Genomic DNA, 17,276 nt, shown 5'->3' on the forward strand with positions numbered 1-17,276 from the left:
TCATGGGTTTTACGCTGGAGATTGGCAGTCCCGCACCGGATTTTGAACTTCCTGGTGTAGACGGAAAGACATATTCTCTTTCAAATTTTGCGGAGGCACGCGCCTTGCTGATTGTTTTTGCCTGTAACCACTGCCCATTTGTAATAGGTAGCGAGGAACGCATGAAAGCAATCTATGAGGATTACTTTCCTAAGGGCTTAGCAATGATTGAAATCAATTCTAATGAGACAGATAACCATCCCACAGATTCCTTCGAGCACATGATTGAGCGTGCCAAAGAAAAGGGCTTTAAGTTTCCCTACGTACGCGATGAGATCCAGGACGTGGCTAGAGCTTACGGCGCGCTACGCACACCGCATTTCTTCTTGTTCGATGCTGATCGCAGACTACGCTACACTGGGCGAATGGATGACAACCCTCGCAACCCAGGTTCTGAAACCACCCGTGAGTTGTGCGATGCAATTGAGGCCGTGCTAGCTGGAAGGCGTCCTGCTGTTGAGAAGACTAATCCGATTGGTTGCAACGTTAAGTGGAAAAACCGCGATCCTCATTGGATGCCGCCTGAGGCATGTGATCTGGTTTAGTTCCCATTGTAAGGCTGAGATGGGTTTCTACTCAGTTAGTTCAACTTTTATTACAGCAATTAGCGCGAGGACTGTAAAATGCAACAAATCCATCTTTGGAGAGAAAATATTGAAGAGATTGATGGCTCGGTGATTGCTGCTGCAAAAATCGAAGGGTCTGAGCAAAGTAATGTTCGTTTGTGGTATAAGCTGCCAGCTGAGCACCGTTTTGCGATTACCAAAGGGTGTGATTCATTTGTTTTAGCTACCCTTTTCATGGCAATGCGCCAATCTGCCGACCTGATAGTTCACGGCGAAGTTTCGCCAATTCTAATGAGGAATCTTGAGGAGTTTCAGGCAGCTTGGGTGCACTGGAGGCCCGACCGATATACAAAGATCGAGATCTTTCCAGATATTGAGAAAGAGCAGCCTAGAGCAACTTCCGACACGGCATTAATGACTTTCTCTGGAGGCGTTGATAGCTCTTTCACTGCTTTTCGGCACAGCACTGGGCGCTGCGGTCGGTGGAAACGCAATCTCCAGGCAGCAATTATGATTCAAGGGTTCGACATCCCGCTTTCGGAGACTGACGTTTACGAGCGTGCTGCCCGGAAGTCAAAAGCAACACTTGCTAGTGTGGGAGTGACTTTGATACCTATCGCAACCAATTTCCGCCAGTTGTGGCACGCTCATCTTCCAGATTGGGAGGATGCATTTGGTTCAGGCATGGCGTCATGCCTGATGCTGCTACAGAACGAATATACTGATGGGCTTATAGCTAGCTCAGAGCCATACAACAGCTTGCTACTGCCTTGGGGTTCCAACCCAGTTACAGATCACTTGATGTCGAGTGGTTCTTTTCAGATCGTTCACGACGCTGCTGCCGTTACACGTAATGAGAAGGTTCGTGAGATTGCTAGTTGGAAAGAAGCCACCCGCTCTATCCGTGTGTGTTGGCAGGGAGAACACCTGGATCGGAACTGTGGATGTTGTGAGAAGTGCATTCGGACAATTCTGAACTTTCGTGTTATGGGGCTTGGCTTACCCGAATGCTTTGAGCAAGATGTGAGCGATCACCAGATCGCTAGTTTGAGGGGACTGAGCTTGGCTCACATAAATCCTCTTGAACAGATTGTTGCAGAGGCCAAGGCAGCCTCTATCTCCGATTCATGGGTGGCGGCATTGGAGGAATGCATTCGCCAAAACCAACTGGACCTAGAGAAAAATACAGAGGAGGATCTCATCCCGCAATTAGCACCATAGGAACCTATGGTAATTGCTAGTCGGTAGAAGAATAGGCAACCTATTAACAAATTCCACTCTTTGGAGTGGTGAGTTGATTACCTCCTTATCAATACCAGCGGTTTGTTTACCTTGATTGGTTTGAGTGATTTGTCGGACAGACAATAACAAGGCTTGCTAATTTTCTTTTTGCCACCTTATAGAACCCATTTGAGATCTTTTTAGGCGGTGCCTAGTCGTTTAAGCATCAGCCGAATAAAACAAAGCTGGAGCTTGGCATTGGAACGAGCCAGTGTACGGTCAAAGTTTTTGATCAAGCTTTTACATCTTTCCACCCAAGCGTTCGACCTCTCAATCACCCATCTAGCGGCAACAGGCACAAATCCAGATTGTCATGAAAGCCTCTTTTTCGGCTTTCGATGGTTTGGCTGAGAGTTCAAATTGAATCTTAGTCATGATCTGGGGATAAATATCTTCCAAGGCTTGAGTAAGTTTTTCAGTCTTGGTAGCCGTTATCTAGTAAGATAGTGGTCTTAGGCAGCGAAGCCGGTTTAGATTTGAAATAATCGATGTTTTTCTCAAACATTTCAATCAACCCCGAGGGTCGTCAGATATGTTAGCTTTGGTGCAATGAGTGAAGAAGGGAAAGCCTAGGATATCCACTGCCAGATGTCTTTTGATGCCATTAGTGCATTTGTAGAAACAAAAACCTTTCGACTCAACACCCTTCATTGCAAGTGTTTTTCACCGCTTGTGAGTCAACTATTATCAATGTCGTCCACTGTGGTTTTTTTTGACTTGTTCGCGCACCTTGCTATGTAATGTTGTCATGATCCGATCGAGTACACCATCCTCACACCAATTTTGGTAATGCCAGAAAACCGTGGAATATGGTGGTAGATCCCTGGGTAAGTCAGACCAATTACAACCATTCTTGAGTTGATAAAGTATACCATCGAGGATTTGTCGCTTTGTCCACACTGGCGGTCGAGTTTTTTTCTTTTGTGGTAATAATGGCTCGATAATTTCCCACTCTTTGTCGCTCACATCGCTGGAATAACCCATTTTCAGCCCTGACCTGCTTAAATTGCTCTCTATCTTGCTGATTTTACTCGATCACTAAAAAGATCTCAAATGGGTTCTATAGTCCACAAATGAATCGTATTGAGGATGAATGGTTACATCTCAAGCGGGATGAGTTAGCTTGTCAAGTTTTTGCCGACGAGTACGATTTGGCGATCGTGATCGCAAGAGGTCTGGAAACCAGGGCTACGCGAGGACAGTATGCGGCCCTTGCGTTTTCGGTTTAATTAGGTGGAGCTATTTAGGGCTTGCTGAATAATCGATCGCACTTGACGTGGCGAAAAGTTATTCGATGGCGCGATCGAGTAAAGTGCAAGATAAAGAGGTAGAATAGGTCAAAACCCGTGCATCACCACCTGCGATCGTGTACAAAAAAGCTGAGCTTGCCTCTAGCCCCCCATCCGAGTTTGAACTGCCTTTCGGAGGAAGGTTGTCTGCTGACAACCGTTGGGTAAAAATGGGCGAACTAATCCCGTGGTCTGAATTTGAATCAGAATACGCTCAAAACTTCCCCACATCCAAGGGCTTAAGGGCCAAATCCTTTCGGATGGCATTGGGGGCATTAATTATTAAATAAAAACTGGGAATTAGCGACCCTTGAAACAGTAGAACAGATCCGCGAAAACCCCTATCTACAATACTTTATCGGTCAATCAAGCTACAGCAATGAACTACCATTTGATCCATCACTATTAGTACACTTTCGGCAACGAATCAGTCCCAACCTAATTAATCAAGTCAACGAACGCATGGTTGAAAAAATGCGAGAACTCACCCCAATCAAACCCGAAAAAAAAAAGGATTCGGACGCCAAAAATGAGTCACCCAATCGCGGAAAACTAATCATAGATGCAACCTGTGCTCCAGCCGACATTACCTATCCAACCGACTTAGGACTATTAAACAAAGCCAGAGTTCATACAGAAAAAATCCTAGACATCCTGTATAAACAAATCAAAGAAAAAAACCATAAAAAACCAAGAACCTACCGTAATCTAGCAAGAAAAGACTACTTAGCAGTAGCCAAACAAAGACGACCCACCCGAAACAAAAGAAGACAGGCAATTAAAAAACAACTCCAATATATTAAAAGAAACATCGCTCATATTGAACAGCTAATCGAGTCAGGTGCGACCCTAGAAAGTCTGAATAAAAAGCAATATAAAACTTTGCTGGTTCTCACAGAAGTCTATCGCCAACAGCAATGGTTATTTGATAATAACAAACAGAGCATAGAGGATAGAATAGTAAGTTTAAGTCAACCCCATATTCGTCCCATTATCAGAGGAAAAGCAGGGAAAAAGGTAGAATTTGGAGCCAAACTATCAGCGAGTTGTTTTGAAGGATATGTATTTTTAGACCGGATGAGCTGGGATAATTTTAACGAATCAGGAGACTTGAAAGCACAAGTAGAAGCATATCATAGGTTCACAGGATATTATCCAGAGTCCGTTCATGCAGATCGCATTTACCGTACAAGAGAGAACCGAGCTTGGTGTAAAGAAAAAGGCATTAGAATTAGTGGACCCCCCCTAGGAAGACCCCCAGCAAATGTGAGTAAAGAAAAAAAGAAGCAAGCCAAGGAAGATGAGAAGATTCGTCAGGCAATTGAAGGGAAATTTGGGCAAGGTAAACGAAGATTTAGCTTGAATCTGGTAATGACAAAACTTGAGAATACCTCTGGTACAGCTATTGCAATTACTTTTTTAGTAATGAACCTTTCTACCTGGTGGCGCCTGGTTTTTTGTGTGTTTTTATGCGATTCGGGGAAAACAATGCCTGTTTTTGGGCTTAACATAATTTGCGCTTATATTTCACTCAAAATGAGGCAGGAAAAACTCATCTTTAACTCTGGTTGAATAATCAATCACTCCCGATCGCCAAAAAGCGATCGATTATTCAGCAAGCCCTAAGTGTTTGTACCCCGCCTTCTTCATCTATTAACTTGACTGCCCGATCCAATCCTGCAAGCAATCCCTGATAAAAATCTTGGGTTTCTCCAGCTATCGATCGGTCAGTTGCTATCTTCTCAAAAAAAGCTAACCCTATTTGTTTTAGCCTCAAGATATACTCAGGAGAAAATCTCTGCATCGTGCCTAAAAACATAAGCGTGCCACCATCTAAAAGCGCGTCAATCTTTTAGCAATCAACCTATCATGCGCCATTGGTAACAAGTTAAGCTTGGATGGCTGTTGTCAAGGGGATTTGAGAAGATGCTTCAAAGAAAAAGCAGTCAGACCCTCGCTGTCGATCGGGGAAAGGTGCCACAATTAACTTAACGTTGGGTTTTCGTTGAGATTTAACAATACCTAAATCTCGATTTTCTGGCGCGGCGAAATACTCGATCAAGTCAGTTGCCTTACCTTTTTGATGAGCCACATAAAAATGGTAAAGACCCCTGTAAATCATCTCTAATGAAATCGAATCTATTGGTAAAGATAGTCGGTCAGCAACGGCATCACCTAAATCGACCAAGATTGCATAAAATATCCAAGTCCCCCAAATTTGAAGCTGGATGCCGTTGAGAGAACCTGTCCACAAATAACTTAATCCCAAAAGCCTTTTTACGGTATTAAAAGCATCTTCAATCCTCCAGCGCCTGCGATATAAATCTGCCACTACGTAGGGTGGTAAAACTTGAGGATCTAGTACGCTTGTCAAATAAGAATGCCAAGCTTTACCCGAACGAACTTCAATCAGACGTAAGGTAATAAATGGAGTTTTTGCTGTTCCCGAACCCAAACGTACCAGACTATCTCTCAGGTCGTAACTTTTGGTAAATACTTGCTTTACTTGAATGGCTGCTCCTTTTTTTAAACGAGTAATTAAGTGGATATCTGCTTCAATTAATTTGAGCCAAAAGCTAAAATGGTAAAATCCTCTATCCAGTAAGAGTAAGGTTTTACTTGGCACTAATTGCAGGATATTTTCTTCAAGCTTAACATCAGAAGCTCTCGGGTTTTCCTGAAACCAAATATCAACCGGGAGTCTGGTCATTAAATCTATGACCGTTGCCATTTTTCCTGCCAACTGCCCTTTGGGTATATGTTCGAGGCTTTTGAGCTGACAAAATAATGATTCGAGAGTTGAACTATCTACTATCCAAATTCTCGAAAATTTGGTCAAGGTAAATTGAATGCTTTCTGGTAAAGGTCGTTGGTTTCTCTGGTGCCAAGCAGTTCTTAAATTCGGTAATAAATTTTTGAATACTCCCTCAAATAATGTGGCGGGAAAACTTAAGAATCTTTGAGACATTGCTTGTTGACTGACTGTCGTAGGTCCGCACCACAAAAAACCTTCCCTTGCCAGCATTCTTGTAAGTTCTGTTACTCCAGCCACCTCTCGCCACAGTAGGGTTAATACTGCTGCTACCATCAACGGTAGGTTAAGAATTCTCCCTCGTAAACCTAGTTGACGGTAGTAATTTTCTTGTGAGGTAATGGCCGGTGTTAGTAATGCCGATAGTTGTGAGGCAATCTCCTCGTCTTCCACCATCGGTTTTGTAGTTTTTTTGGCGTGGTCACGGTTGGTTTTCTGACTTTTAGCCATATTTACTGACCTACACAATCGCTCAATTATTTGTCAATTATATCCTTCGATAATACCAATGCCCGCAACTGTTATCGATCGCCTGTCACTGTTATCGATCGCCTGTCACTGTTATCGATCGCCCGTCACTGTTATCGATCGCCCGTCACTGTTATCGATCGCCTGTCACTGTTATCGATCGCCCGTCACTGTTATCGATCGCCCGTCACTGTTATCGATCGCCCGTCACTGTTATCGATCGCCCGTCACTGTTATCGATCGCCTGTCACTGTTATCGATCGCCTGTCACTGTTATCGATCGCCCGTCACTGTTATCGATCGCCCGTCACGATTATCGATCGCCCGTCACGATTATCGATCGTGGTGCAACGCCAATCGAGTCCACAACTTATTAATAATGATAATCGTGCTTGGGTGAGAGAGTCCACCGCAGGAGGACTCTCTCACCCTTACCCCTATTTGATTATCATTATTATTACCTAATATTTCTATCCCAAGAGGTATTGACAAAATCTACTCCCTTCTAACTTGTTACTAATGATTCCGGTTGCACCGGAATTGAACTGGTTGAACTGGTTCCCAGGCAGAGCCTGGGAACCCATATCTAGAGGCTCTGCCTCGCTTCTCTTGGGACTCGGAGGAGGCAGAGCCTCCGGATCTGCGTTCCCAGGCCAGAGCCTGGGAACGAGCAACTGTCAGATAATCTGTTAGGCTAAACCGCGAACTGGTAGGCGCTGGCCTTGCAAAACCTGTGCATAGAGCTTTTCCAACTCAGTAATATTCTGACTGAGAGTATACCGATCGATCGCCCGTTGGCGAGCTTTTTGGCCAAGCATCTGTGACATTTCCGGGTGATCGCAAAACAACGGTAGCAAGGTTTGCAACTGACTCCGCACCCGCTGAGTATTTAAAACTATCCCAGCCCCTTCCTCCAAGGCTTCGCCATCAGCGCCAGCATCGGTGGCTAAACAGGCTAAGCCACAGGCCATCGCTTCCAGCAGTGACAGCGACAATCCCTCGACCAAAGAAGGCAAAATAAACACATCTGCACCCCGCAGAATTTCGATCCGCCGTTCCTCGTCGGCGACAAATCCGAGCCAGACAATGCCCTCATCTTCGCCGTAGAATAGTTGCAGCGAGGCGGCGAGGGGCCCGTCGCCTACGATCGCCAATAGGTTTCCAGGGCCAAAATTACATTGTTTCCAGGCTTTTAGCAGGGACTCGACATTTTTCTCTGGGGCAATGCGGCCTTGGTAGACAAAAATGCGATCGGCCTTTAGTTCCGACTTCAACCCCGAAGGCCCTGGAGAATACTTAACTGCGTCTACTCCATTGGGAATCATAGCCACCCGCTCTTCGGGTACTCCCAACTTCACCAATATATCCCGCTGAATCTGAGAAAATACGATCGTGGAGTCGTAGTGAGCTAAAAACGGAGCGTACAGTTGATACATCAGGTGTTGGGTTCCCGATGTCAAATTCCGCAATTTGCGATCGAAGGGCGGATGAAAAGTTGCTACCAGGGGTATATTCAATTCTTGGCAGATTTCTGGTAGCAGAAAGTCTAGAGGCGAAAGGGTGAGCGAAGCGTGAACGACATCCGGTTGCAGCCGCCGCAGGGATTTCATCAGCACTTTACTGGATTTGAAAGTGGGAATTGTATAAATTTGCGACTTGTAAAGACAGGGTAAGGAGACTTCGTTGCAACTCGCGGGTGGGAGTGATGCAGCAAATGAGGTGGGAGCAATTTCCCCGCCCCATGAACCATTAGCCATACTCCACGCTGCCTTATTCCTTTCTAGTTCTGCTTCTTGGGCAAAGTGCAGAAAACTGACTTGGTAGCCCCGGTCTAAAAGTGCGTTGGTGACTTCCCTAGAATAAGTGACGTTACCGCAAAAAGGTGATTTTTTTCCCAGCCAAGCAATGTGCATTCAAGTAAATTTGAGTTTGTTATTTTATGGGAGTCGATCGACTGTGGTATTACGGGAAATATACCAGGTTAAGACACCACCGGCGATCGCTAACCCAGCCAAAGCCAAAAATACTTTTGGCAAACCCAGAAATGTTTCAGCAACTCCAGCCAAGGCCAAGGGTAAACTCAAGGCGATATTAGTGGCATTATTTTGCAGCCCGAAAACTTTTCCCCGCATTTCTTCTGGAGTTTCTGCTTGAATTGTAGTCTGCATTGGCACTCCGACGATCGCCGCAAATACACCCAACAGGGTAATCAATAGTACGGATATCCACAAATTGTGTGTAAATAGAGACAGACCAATCAGAGCAAATGCCATGCCCATGGAGCCAATTAAACTGAATTGGGAGTGAGAAAATTTGTTACCTAGATAACCAACTGTTGTGGCTCCGGAGGCCATACCGACACCCACCGCCGCCAGCAAAAAGCCAAATTGAGAAGCCCTCATACCTGGAAGTATTTCGGCCAACCGCACTGCTAAAACTGCTAAGGCTGCAAAAATCGAAAACAGAATAATTAGTTGGATTAAAGCATTACGAACTTTTGGTTGATCGTTGATGTAACGTAGCCCATCTTTCAAGTCAGCTAGGGGATGTGGCGGTTCGTGTTCCACCTCGGTTTTTTCGCCAGTTTTCAGGGAAAGCAACAAGACTCCAGCGAGTGCGTAACTTCCTCCTACTACTAATTCTTTGCCAATGCCGATGCCGCCACCAAGGTTAGTAAAGAGAGTATCGGCTAAAGCTAGTAGGGGTTCTCCCACTGCAAAACCAATAATCACCGAACCCATCATGGTTGTAGTGTAGAGGGAGTTTGCGGTGAGCAAGTGGCGACGTTCTACCATCAGAGGAATGGCTGACTGTTCTGCTGGGGCAAAAAATTGAGTTAGGGTTGAAACTAGGAAGGTCACCAGCAGCAGCAAACAGAATCCGAGGGGTAATTGACCTATTTCTATGCCTTTAGATAGCCACAGCACTATGGGCAGGCTTAAAACTAAACTTCCCCGCAGCAGGTTTGTGGCTACGAGCACTGCTTTTTTTGGCCATCTATCAACATAGACTCCCGCGGCGGCCCCGAACAGCACTGCGGGAATTGTAAAGGCAATCATGATTGCTGACACCCACCTGCTGATGGTTTGATCCGCTGCTTGGAAGTTGCTGGCTACCAGGGCGATGGTCAGTACCAGATACACTTTATCTGCTAGCTGGGAGAAAATTTGGCCGCTCCACAATGCTAAAAAATTACGGTTTTTCAGAATTGGCAGAAATCCTGTTTCTGGTTCGGGATTTTCGACAATTGCTGCTGAGTTGGTGGCGGTTGGTTCGGGGGTGGTTTGCTGGGGGAGTTTTTGTTCCGGTTGCTTGACGCGGCCATTTCCCCTGTTTGGTTCGGGAGTGCTGGGATATTTATCCATTGCTGAGTCTTTGCCCTTGCTCCATACATCGGAAACTGGATGAGAGTCGAAGTTGGGCAAATTTTCTCGTTCTTCCATCTGGTGATGAGTCACGCTTAAAACAGATCTTGTCAAATCAGAATCGGAAAGTCGCATCATGGGGTTTGGGGCAAAATCGTTCTTGACGATCGAGATTCGGCGGGATGGGAAATTCAAATTAGGGCTGGAACAGCCAAGTTTAATAATTTGTAACTTTTTTATTATCCAATGTTCTCAGAATCTTTGGACTTTACCTGAAATTACTTGCTGGTTCGGGTTTCGCCCTGATTGGGGTTCGGAGCGTGCCGATCGCTCTTTTTCCTCTTGTCAAAACTCAAAACTTTCTAAATAAGCATCGATCGAACTTCCCGATCGAATCGCACAACCTAAATGATACTGGGCATACTGCCGCAAAATATTTTCTACTGATACCCAAGCTCCGCCATCGCCAATCCCTCCTATTTTTAGTTCTGGGCTACCCAACTGTTGCAGTGCGTTTAATTCCCTAGCATTAATACAAAAATCTGTCAAGTGTTTACTGGCAGAAGTTTTCGGGGAACGGGAAGCCCCAATGTGAGCCGAACCCGTTGCTTCGGATCGTTCTGTCTCTAGGTTAGCTAACTCGGACAAGCTGAAGGTTCCCCCCGAAGGTATGCTAAATCCAATTTGCCAGTTTGGATCTCTGAAATTTGGCATCAAGGGGCGTCTGGTGGCGCAGCAGACTTGGACTTGGGGTGCAACGCCGGCAATGGCTAGCAGGTGAAAAATTGCCTGATCCAGGTGGGCGACAAGTAAGGCTAGGGAGTCTGCATCGGTGCGATCGGACAAACGCTCCAAACGCTTCAAGTGTTCGCTCAGCAAGCAAAATAGTTCTTCTTGGGGTTGATCGGAAAGGGCGCTGGCGATCGCCAATTCCGCCAAATATTGGGCGGATGCGAGTTTTCCCAGGTTGCGACTCAAGCCCGGATGGGACTCTACAGTTTCGGCTTGGGTAATTTTGTCGAGCGATCGGCCTTTGGCGAGGAGCAATTCGTTGACAACAAATAATTCGCTTCTACCGCCGATGGTCGATCGTTGTTTGCGAACACCGGGTGCTACGGCTCTAATTAAGCCGAACTCCCGCGTTAAAACTGTCAACACGCGATCGGATTCCCCTAGGGGCGAACTCTTGAGATTAATGCCAGTTGCTTTGTAATTTCTAATCATCTCTTGTTCAAATTATCCCGCTGGCGGATTAATTCAGGACCGCGAGAAGTCCCCAAACGAGTCGCACCAGCCATTATCAAATCTAGAGCTTGTTCATGAGTGCGAATGCCCCCGGCCGCTTTAATCCCAATCCGCCCCTTCGTAACTTCCTTCAACAGCCGTACATCATCAACTGTCGCCGCCCCAAAAAAGCCCGTGTTGGTTTTAATATAAGCAGCCCCAGCCTCCATACAAATCTCAGCAGCTAATTGTTTTTCCGCATCCGAAAGGAGAGAACTTTCGATAATTGCTTTGATGGTGAGATTAGTTTCTTCGCAAATCTCCGCTAATTCCCGATGGAATTCGTCAATTTTTCCAGCTTTCAATAATCCTAAGTTAACGGAAACATCTAACTCTACGGCTCCATTGTCAGCGGCTTCTAGGGCTTCGTAAAGCTTCACCCTGGAAGTCGAAGCACCGGTAGGAAAACCGATCGCAGTACAAACTTTTGGACGTTTTCCGTGCAGTAGCTCAACAGCTTTTCGGACGTAGCATGGATACACGCACACTGTGACAAAGCCAAATCTCTCTGCTTGTTGGCAACAGTTTTCTACTTGGTCTGGCGTGGCTGTCGGGTCGATTAGGCCGTAGTCGATCGAGGGGGCAATATCTATGTCTGACTGGTTTGCAGGCATGGTGGTTTTTATCCGCATTCACTACTTCTTTATTATGTCTCTAAATCTGTTTAATTATTAAGAAACTAGGGTTAAGTATTAATTTATATTATGGTCTAAAAAAAACTCGCCCTTTAGGCGAGCTTTGGTATTTTTTGGTGGCAAATACCAGAACTAAGATAGTATTTTGGCAATTTTTTCTCTGGCTATTTTGACTATTGCAGAGAAACTTTGATTGCAGGCTTGATTGGTCTGTTTGCAACTACGAGGACTCGATAAACTCCCGATTCTGGCAGTTGAGCGAAAGTTTGACCTTCCCCTTGATCCAGGAGTATTCCTGACGGAGATTCGATCGCCACATCTATATTTTTGTTGCTAGCAGTGACTCTCATTGTCTGTCCCCGTTTCGCCTCAATTGTCAGGGGCTGGACTTGGTAGCCGGACATTTTCAGTTGAATTTTACCTTCTTTGTCTCCGAATGCTATGGGAATTAAGCGATCGGGGCGATAAGTCCACTTGGCACTAAAGTCACGTTCCAATACAAAACTACTGGTTTCGCGTTTAGGGATGGCTCGGACGCGGTAGATGCCCGACTCCGGTAACTTCCCTACCCATTGATTATCTCTTTTGTCAAGGGTTCCCAAATTTTCGCCACTGGGAGTGTAGAGTTCGGCGCTCAGTTCTCCAGCCCATAGGGAAAGTGTGAGTTCTCGTCCTTTGATGCCTTCAAAAATATAGGTGGTGGATTTTTTGATAGTCTCTCGAATTTCCGATGTTGACATCGGCTTGATGGGTTCAATTTGTGGGGGTGCAACATCGTTGGTGGGTTTCTCGATTGTTTCTCGAATTTCCGAGGTTGCTATCCGATCCATTGTTTCAACCTTTGGAGCTACGGGGCTGGCAAAGGCTGTTTTTACCATCATCATCAGTAGCATCCCAGTCAGTAAAATTAGTTTTTTCATGTCGTGTTTCTAAGGGTAATGAGTTGTATATGGTTACTTATGCTTCCCTGTCAATACCGGATTAAAGGCTGTCGATCGCCTTTGGGGATAGAGCAGTATTAGGATACCTATGGGCACATCTGAGTATACCCTACCGATACACAAGCTGCGATCGGGTAGTTCCCAGCTCAAAGTTTGGGCGATGGTTTGGGTTCCAGGGCGAGTAGACATCTGCTAAAAAGGCTGTCAAGGACACCCTGGATACCTCACCCGTACTCGCCACAATAATTGTTGGAGATGTCTACTATAAATCCGAGAGAATTTTCAAGTATGCTTGTACAGTGTTAGACAAGCCCATTTCTAATGCTTCTGCAATGAGAGCGTGACCGATCGATACTTCTAGGATATCGGGAATGGAGCAAAACTTAGCTAGGTTTTGCAAGTTTAAATCATGTCCTGCATTCACACCTAAACCGACAGCTTGAGCAGCCTTAGCTGATAATACATATTGTTCAAAAACTGATTCTACTTTCCCTTCGCGAAAGGCCGTTGCATAGGGTTCTGTGTACAATTCTACTCGGTCTGCGCCCACTTCTTTTGCTAGGGCCATGAGAGCAGGGTCTGCATCCATAAATAGACTGACTCTGATGCCGTTATCTTTTAATTTTTGAATAATTGGTAGGAGTCGATCGCGATTTTCGGGAATATTCCAACCGCTATCGGAGGTGAGTACATCGGGAGCATCTGGTACCAAGGTACACTGGGCTGGTTTGACATCGCAAACTATATCCATAAACGGATCTTGAAAAGGATTACCTTCGATATTGAATTCTACGGTTAGCATTTTGGCTAATTCATAAACATCGGAGGCTTTGATGTGTCGCTCATCGGGACGGGGATGAACTGTGACACCGTGGGCTCCGGCGGCAATTACGGTTTTGGCGGCTTCAGTAACGCTGGGAATGCCGATGTTTCGAGAGTTTCTGAGGAGGGCAATTCTGTTGATGTTGACGCTGAGTTTGGTCATGGAATTTCGATTAGTTAGTTTTTGAATAAAGGCGATCGACCTTTAATTATCTTCTATTTGTTATTTTTCGCATTCGCAGTCTCGACCAGTTTACCATATTGATCGATTCAGGTTGCAAGAGACTAAGAAACCTGTGGGCTGTGAATACTCGGATCAACCATCCCCTCAGCATTGTTTTAAAATGCTCGATGATTTAAAATCATTGGCCAATGCTCGGTATCAGAAACTTGACCGATCTCCGGTAACATGAGAAAGGATAAATTTGAACCGCGCAGCATGGCTACTATTTGGGAACTCGATTTTTACAGTCGTCCGATTTTAGACGATCGACAGAAAAAAAAATGGGAAGTGTTAATTTGCGAAAGTCCGCTGAATGTCGGTGACAATGCAGAATCTCTGTTTCGCTACTCACAGTGGTGCCCCAGTTCAACGGTAAATTCCCTGTGGCTGGCTGGTGCCATTAAAGAGGCGATCGCCTCTGCACCCAAACCTCCCGAAAAAATCCGCTTTTTCCGTCGCCAAATGGCCAACATGATTACCAAAGCCTGCGAAGATTTGGACATACCCGTGGCAGCGAGTCGCCGCACCCTTGCCATCAGCCTGTGGCTAGAAGAACGGATGCGATCGTATTATCCAGCACAAGAGGGTTATCAAGCTACTGTTAACCCTTCTGTGCAATTTGTACCCGAAACGCCCGTGGCACTGCCGGACGCTTTAATCGGCGAAAAATGGGCATTTGTGAGTTTGCCACTCTCGGCTTTTGATGAAATGTCCGAGTGGGATATCGGATTTGGCGAAGCTTTTGGGCTACCCATGACAGGGCTGAACCCAGAAACCCAAATTCCGGGGCTAATTATATTTTCGTCGAGAGCTAAAGCCCTGGCTGGTTGGATGTCGGGTTTGGAGTTAGCTTTTATGAAATATGACTCCGGCTCCCCTCCTACCCCCCCTAGGTTGATACTGGATACGGGTGCTAACGATCGCTGGATTTTAGCTAATATCAGAGACTCGGCAACTCAAGCAGAAGCAAAAAAATTTGAAGCTGCGAAAAAAGAAGCAAAAAAAGTACATTTTTTGGCAATCCAGTCTAATCCAGAATCGGAATCTTTCGACGGATTTTGGCTGCTGCATGAATTAAGTATTTAGGGTTGTTAGTTGTGTCAGTTGTCAGTTGTCAGTTGTCAGTTGTCAGTTGTCAGTTGTCAGTTGTCAGTTGTCAGTTGCGGTGCCCTGAGCGTAGTCGAAGGGTTAGTTGTTAGTTGTCAGTTGTCAGTTGTTAGTTGCGGTGCCCTGAGCGTAGTCGAAGGGTTAGTTGTCAGTTGTCAGTTGTCAGTTGTCAGTTGTTAGGTGAAGAACCAATAACCAATAACCAATAACCAATAACCAATAACCAATAACCAATAACCAATAACCAATAACCAATAACCAATAACCAATAACCAATAACTTCTGCTCGTAAATATCGATAAAAAGTTCAACTTCCTTCTTCCTTCAAATTACCAACAACAATGACCAATCACCAATCAGCAGAACAACTGCTAGAATTAGCCACCAAAGCAGGTGCCGAAGCTGCTGAGGTATTGGAGTCGCAATCTTTATCGCGGCCGGTATTTTTTGAAGCAAATCGCCTCAAACAGCTAGAAACTGCCCAAGCAGAAGGCATTGCTCTGCGGCTGTGGAGGGATGGGAGGCCGGGTTTGGCAGTGGCTTACGGGCCCGTGGAACCGCAGATTTTGGTCGATCGCGCGATCGCCCTGTCGCAACTCAACGAACCGGAAATCATCGAACTCGGTAGCGGTAACAAAATTGTCTATCCCGACCTCGGACAGTCGATCGCAGCACAACAGCTAGTAGAATGGGGCAAAAGTGCGATCGCCACCATTCGCCAAGCCTACCCAGAAAGCATCTGCACCGCCGAATTTGACTGCGAAATAGAAAGCACCCGCTTGCTTAACACTAGAGGCTTGGATTGCAGCCACACCGACACCACCCTCAGCGGTTACTTATCAGCAGAATTAGTGCGGGGAGAAGACTTCCTGAATATTTGGGAGGGCGAAACCGAACGCAGCACCATCGACATCCACACCATCACCCAGCGAGTGTTGCAACGATTGGAATGGGCCAAAGACAATGTAGCACCAGCCACAGGGCGGGTACCAGTTTTGTTCACCGCCAAAGCCGCCGATTTACTGTGGGGCACAGTCTGTGCAGCCCTCAACGGTAAACAGGTACTCGAAGGGGCTTCGCCTTGGAGCGATCGATTGGGCCAACAAGTCACATCCCCCCTAGTCACACTCTCCCAACAGCCGGATACGGGGCCCTATAGCTGTCCCTTTGATGACGAAGGCACTCCCACTAGATCGATCGTATTCCTACACAATGGAGTATTGCAGTTATTTTATACCGATCGCACCACCGGTCGAACATTAGGCAGTGGCACCACCGGCAACGGATTTCGCCCTGGTTTGGGCAGTTATCCCACACCGAGTTTGTTCAATGTTTTAATTAAACCAGGAGAGCGATCGCTCACAGATTTAATCGCCCAATTAGACGACGGAATTGTAGTCGATCAAATGCTGGGGGGTAGTGCGGGAATTTCCGGCGACTTTTCGATTAATATCGATCTCGGCTACCGCGTCAAAAAAGGTCAAATAATTGGCAGAGTCAAAGACACAATGGTTGCCGGCAACGTCTATACAGTCCTCAAACAATTAGTAGAATTAGGAGGGGACTCCGAGTGGAACGGTTCTTGCCATACACCCTCTGTAATTGTCGAAGGATTGTCCGTCATCGGCAAAAACTAAAGTTAGTTGTTATTGGTTATTTGTTATCAGTTATTGGTGAGAGGAAGCTTTGAATCCGGGTATTCCCAGCAATTCGGGACACAGCTAGCGCATGGTTGATAAAGCGGTTCCTGCTGTTATGAGGTACAAAAGCGGGGTGCATCGCATTTTTGTAGGGGATTCGCATTCGCGCCCATCTCCTATAGATATATCAGAGATTTTCAACTGTTATGAGGTACAAAAGCGGGGTGCATCGCATTTTTGTAGGGGATTCGCATTCGCGCCCATCTCCTATAGATATATCAGAGATTTTCAACGCGAATGCTTCGCCCTCTAGGGCGTGTTTTCAAACTACTCCTTAAGATTTAGATCCCCCTAAATCCCCCTTAAAAAGGGGGACTTAAAGACTCTTTCCCCCCCCTTTTTAAGGGGGGCTGGGGGGGATCTTTGGGTTTGAAAACACGCCCTAGGCGTGTTTCCCAAATCGGGATGCTCCCAGGAGCAATTAACAAACCAATTTATTAAATATTAAGGATTCATTAAGTTTGTCGCTCTTGCAGCAGGAACCGCTGTATAATCCCGGCCACAGAAGGCCGAGGATTCTTGACACTTCATTGAGATGCACCGCCAGCAGTCTTATAGCAACCGCCAAGGCGATTAGGATATTTCGGTCACGCTCGCGTAGTCGAAGTGGACATTTCGACCCTTCGACTACGCTCAGGGCGACGCTCCGCTCAATGACCAAACCGCCTTGGCGACTGCTATAGCAACCGCCAAGGTGGTTAAGGCATAACTTTGGGGTAAGGGCGAAGCATTCGGGCAGATAAT

At 46.0% G+C, this 17,276-nt stretch carries 17 protein-coding genes and 1 pseudogene; 7 read left to right on the forward strand and 11 right to left on the reverse strand.

Features of this window, described 5'->3' with window-relative positions; translation table 11 throughout:
* Positions 1-2 precede the first annotated feature (2 nt).
* Positions 3-584, forward strand: coding sequence for a thioredoxin family protein (locus P2A85_RS14715; RefSeq protein ID WP_377473306.1), 582 nt, complete (start codon positions 3-5; stop codon positions 582-584).
* Between the two features lie 78 nt (positions 585-662).
* Positions 663-1,826 (forward strand): hypothetical protein, encoded by a 1,164-nt coding sequence (locus P2A85_RS14720; RefSeq protein WP_377473308.1) that lies wholly within the window; start codon positions 663-665, stop codon positions 1,824-1,826.
* Here P2A85_RS14720 and P2A85_RS14725 read toward each other — a convergent pair.
* Positions 1,815-1,976: a reverse transcriptase N-terminal domain-containing protein gene (locus tag P2A85_RS14725; protein ID WP_377473310.1), complete on the reverse strand. Its 162-nt coding sequence runs from the start codon at positions 1,974-1,976 to the stop codon at positions 1,815-1,817. The two genes, P2A85_RS14720 and P2A85_RS14725, sit on opposite strands and share 12 nt — an antisense overlap.
* A gap of 597 nt (positions 1,977-2,573) precedes the next feature.
* Entirely contained in the window at positions 2,574-2,870 is a 297-nt protein-coding gene (locus tag P2A85_RS14730) for a transposase (protein WP_377473312.1), read from the reverse strand.
* An 89-nt stretch (positions 2,871-2,959) separates the two neighbouring features.
* Between P2A85_RS14730 and P2A85_RS14735 the strand changes: the two genes are divergently transcribed.
* Positions 2,960-3,115 (forward strand): hypothetical protein, encoded by a 156-nt coding sequence (locus tag P2A85_RS14735; protein ID WP_377473314.1) that lies wholly within the window; start codon positions 2,960-2,962, stop codon positions 3,113-3,115.
* A gap of 58 nt (positions 3,116-3,173) precedes the next feature.
* On the opposite strand, the gene P2A85_RS14740 is transcribed toward P2A85_RS14735, so the two are convergent.
* Positions 3,174-3,332 carry a hypothetical protein gene (locus P2A85_RS14740; protein ID WP_377481785.1) on the reverse strand — a complete coding sequence of 53 codons (159 nt, stop codon included), beginning with the start codon at positions 3,330-3,332 and terminating at the stop codon, positions 3,174-3,176.
* Here P2A85_RS14740 and P2A85_RS14745 point away from each other — a divergent pair.
* Positions 3,301-4,747: pseudogene (locus P2A85_RS14745) on the forward strand (IS5 family transposase). The gene P2A85_RS14740 and the pseudogene P2A85_RS14745 sit on opposite strands and share 32 nt — an antisense overlap.
* A gap of 316 nt (positions 4,748-5,063) precedes the next feature.
* On the opposite strand, the gene P2A85_RS14750 reads toward P2A85_RS14745, so the two are convergent.
* Positions 5,064-6,383, reverse strand: a complete 1,320-nt coding sequence (locus P2A85_RS14750) for an IS4 family transposase (protein ID WP_377481315.1) — start codon at positions 6,381-6,383, stop codon at positions 5,064-5,066.
* 84 nt (positions 6,384-6,467) lie between these two features.
* Between P2A85_RS14750 and P2A85_RS14755 the strand changes: the two genes are divergently transcribed.
* The gene (locus P2A85_RS14755; RefSeq protein ID WP_377473316.1) at positions 6,468-6,920 is read left to right on the forward strand and encodes a hypothetical protein; all 453 of its coding nucleotides are present in this window, start codon (positions 6,468-6,470) and stop codon (positions 6,918-6,920) included.
* 224 nt (positions 6,921-7,144) lie between these two features.
* Here the strand turns inward: P2A85_RS14755 and P2A85_RS14760 are convergent, their stop codons facing one another.
* The 7 genes from P2A85_RS14760 to P2A85_RS14790 form a co-directional block, all read right to left on the reverse strand.
* Complete coding sequence (locus tag P2A85_RS14760; protein ID WP_377473318.1) at positions 7,145-8,368, reverse strand: glycosyltransferase family 4 protein; 1,224 nt, start codon at positions 8,366-8,368, stop codon at positions 7,145-7,147.
* Between the two features lie 24 nt (positions 8,369-8,392).
* Positions 8,393-9,958: an MFS transporter gene (locus P2A85_RS14765; protein ID WP_377473320.1), complete on the reverse strand. Its 1,566-nt coding sequence runs from the start codon at positions 9,956-9,958 to the stop codon at positions 8,393-8,395.
* A 207-nt stretch (positions 9,959-10,165) separates the two neighbouring features.
* On the reverse strand, positions 10,166-11,044 hold the full coding sequence (recO, locus tag P2A85_RS14770) for a DNA repair protein RecO (protein WP_341739854.1): 879 nt from the start codon (positions 11,042-11,044) through the stop codon (positions 10,166-10,168).
* Entirely contained in the window at positions 11,041-11,718 is a 678-nt protein-coding gene (deoC, locus tag P2A85_RS14775) for a deoxyribose-phosphate aldolase (RefSeq protein WP_377481500.1), read from the reverse strand. The genes recO and deoC overlap by 4 nt, the downstream gene beginning before the upstream one ends.
* 194 nt (positions 11,719-11,912) lie before the next feature.
* The gene (locus P2A85_RS14780; protein ID WP_377473322.1) at positions 11,913-12,659 is read right to left on the reverse strand and encodes a hypothetical protein; all 747 of its coding nucleotides are present in this window, start codon (positions 12,657-12,659) and stop codon (positions 11,913-11,915) included.
* A 33-nt stretch (positions 12,660-12,692) separates the two neighbouring features.
* Positions 12,693-12,869, reverse strand: a complete 177-nt coding sequence (locus P2A85_RS14785) for a hypothetical protein (RefSeq protein ID WP_377473324.1) — start codon at positions 12,867-12,869, stop codon at positions 12,693-12,695.
* A gap of 73 nt (positions 12,870-12,942) precedes the next feature.
* Positions 12,943-13,665, reverse strand: coding sequence for a pyridoxine 5'-phosphate synthase (locus tag P2A85_RS14790; protein ID WP_340550639.1), 723 nt, complete (start codon positions 13,663-13,665; stop codon positions 12,943-12,945).
* 276 nt (positions 13,666-13,941) lie between these two features.
* Here P2A85_RS14790 and P2A85_RS14795 point away from each other — a divergent pair, with 276 nt between their 5' ends.
* Both P2A85_RS14795 and P2A85_RS14800 read left to right on the forward strand, forming a co-directional pair.
* Positions 13,942-14,811 (forward strand): Tab2/Atab2 family RNA-binding protein, encoded by an 870-nt coding sequence (locus P2A85_RS14795; protein ID WP_377473326.1) that lies wholly within the window; start codon positions 13,942-13,944, stop codon positions 14,809-14,811.
* A gap of 362 nt (positions 14,812-15,173) precedes the next feature.
* The gene (locus P2A85_RS14800) at positions 15,174-16,469 is read left to right on the forward strand and encodes a TldD/PmbA family protein (RefSeq protein ID WP_377473328.1); all 1,296 of its coding nucleotides are present in this window, start codon (positions 15,174-15,176) and stop codon (positions 16,467-16,469) included.
* Positions 16,470-17,276 lie beyond the last annotated feature (807 nt).

The organism is Microcoleus anatoxicus (genome assembly GCF_042465725.1).
Classification (GTDB): Bacteria; Cyanobacteriota; Cyanobacteriia; order Cyanobacteriales; family Microcoleaceae; genus Microcoleus; species Microcoleus anatoxicus.

Coding starts and splice junctions, on each gene's coding strand:
- P2A85_RS14715 (WP_377473306.1), top strand. CDS start 3: ATGGGTTTTACGCTGGAGATTGGCAGTCCCGCACCGGATTTTGAACTT.
- P2A85_RS14720 (WP_377473308.1), top strand. CDS start 663: ATGCAACAAATCCATCTTTGGAGAGAAAATATTGAAGAGATTGATGGC.
- P2A85_RS14730 (WP_377473312.1), bottom strand. CDS start 2,870: ATGGGTTATTCCAGCGATGTGAGCGACAAAGAGTGGGAAATTATCGAG.
- P2A85_RS14735 (WP_377473314.1), top strand. CDS start 2,960: ATGAATCGTATTGAGGATGAATGGTTACATCTCAAGCGGGATGAGTTA.
- P2A85_RS14750 (WP_377481315.1), bottom strand. CDS start 6,383: ATGGTGGAAGACGAGGAGATTGCCTCACAACTATCGGCATTACTAACA.
- P2A85_RS14760 (WP_377473318.1), bottom strand. CDS start 8,368: ATGCACATTGCTTGGCTGGGAAAAAAATCACCTTTTTGCGGTAACGTC.
- P2A85_RS14765 (WP_377473320.1), bottom strand. CDS start 9,958: ATGATGCGACTTTCCGATTCTGATTTGACAAGATCTGTTTTAAGCGTG.
- recO (WP_341739854.1), bottom strand. CDS start 11,044: ATGATTAGAAATTACAAAGCAACTGGCATTAATCTCAAGAGTTCGCCC.
- deoC (WP_377481500.1), bottom strand. CDS start 11,718: ATGCCTGCAAACCAGTCAGACATAGATATTGCCCCCTCGATCGACTAC.
- P2A85_RS14780 (WP_377473322.1), bottom strand. CDS start 12,659: ATGAAAAAACTAATTTTACTGACTGGGATGCTACTGATGATGATGGTA.
- P2A85_RS14785 (WP_377473324.1), bottom strand. CDS start 12,869: ATGTCTACTCGCCCTGGAACCCAAACCATCGCCCAAACTTTGAGCTGG.
- P2A85_RS14790 (WP_340550639.1), bottom strand. CDS start 13,665: ATGACCAAACTCAGCGTCAACATCAACAGAATTGCCCTCCTCAGAAAC.
- P2A85_RS14795 (WP_377473326.1), top strand. CDS start 13,942: ATGGCTACTATTTGGGAACTCGATTTTTACAGTCGTCCGATTTTAGAC.
- P2A85_RS14800 (WP_377473328.1), top strand. CDS start 15,174: ATGACCAATCACCAATCAGCAGAACAACTGCTAGAATTAGCCACCAAA.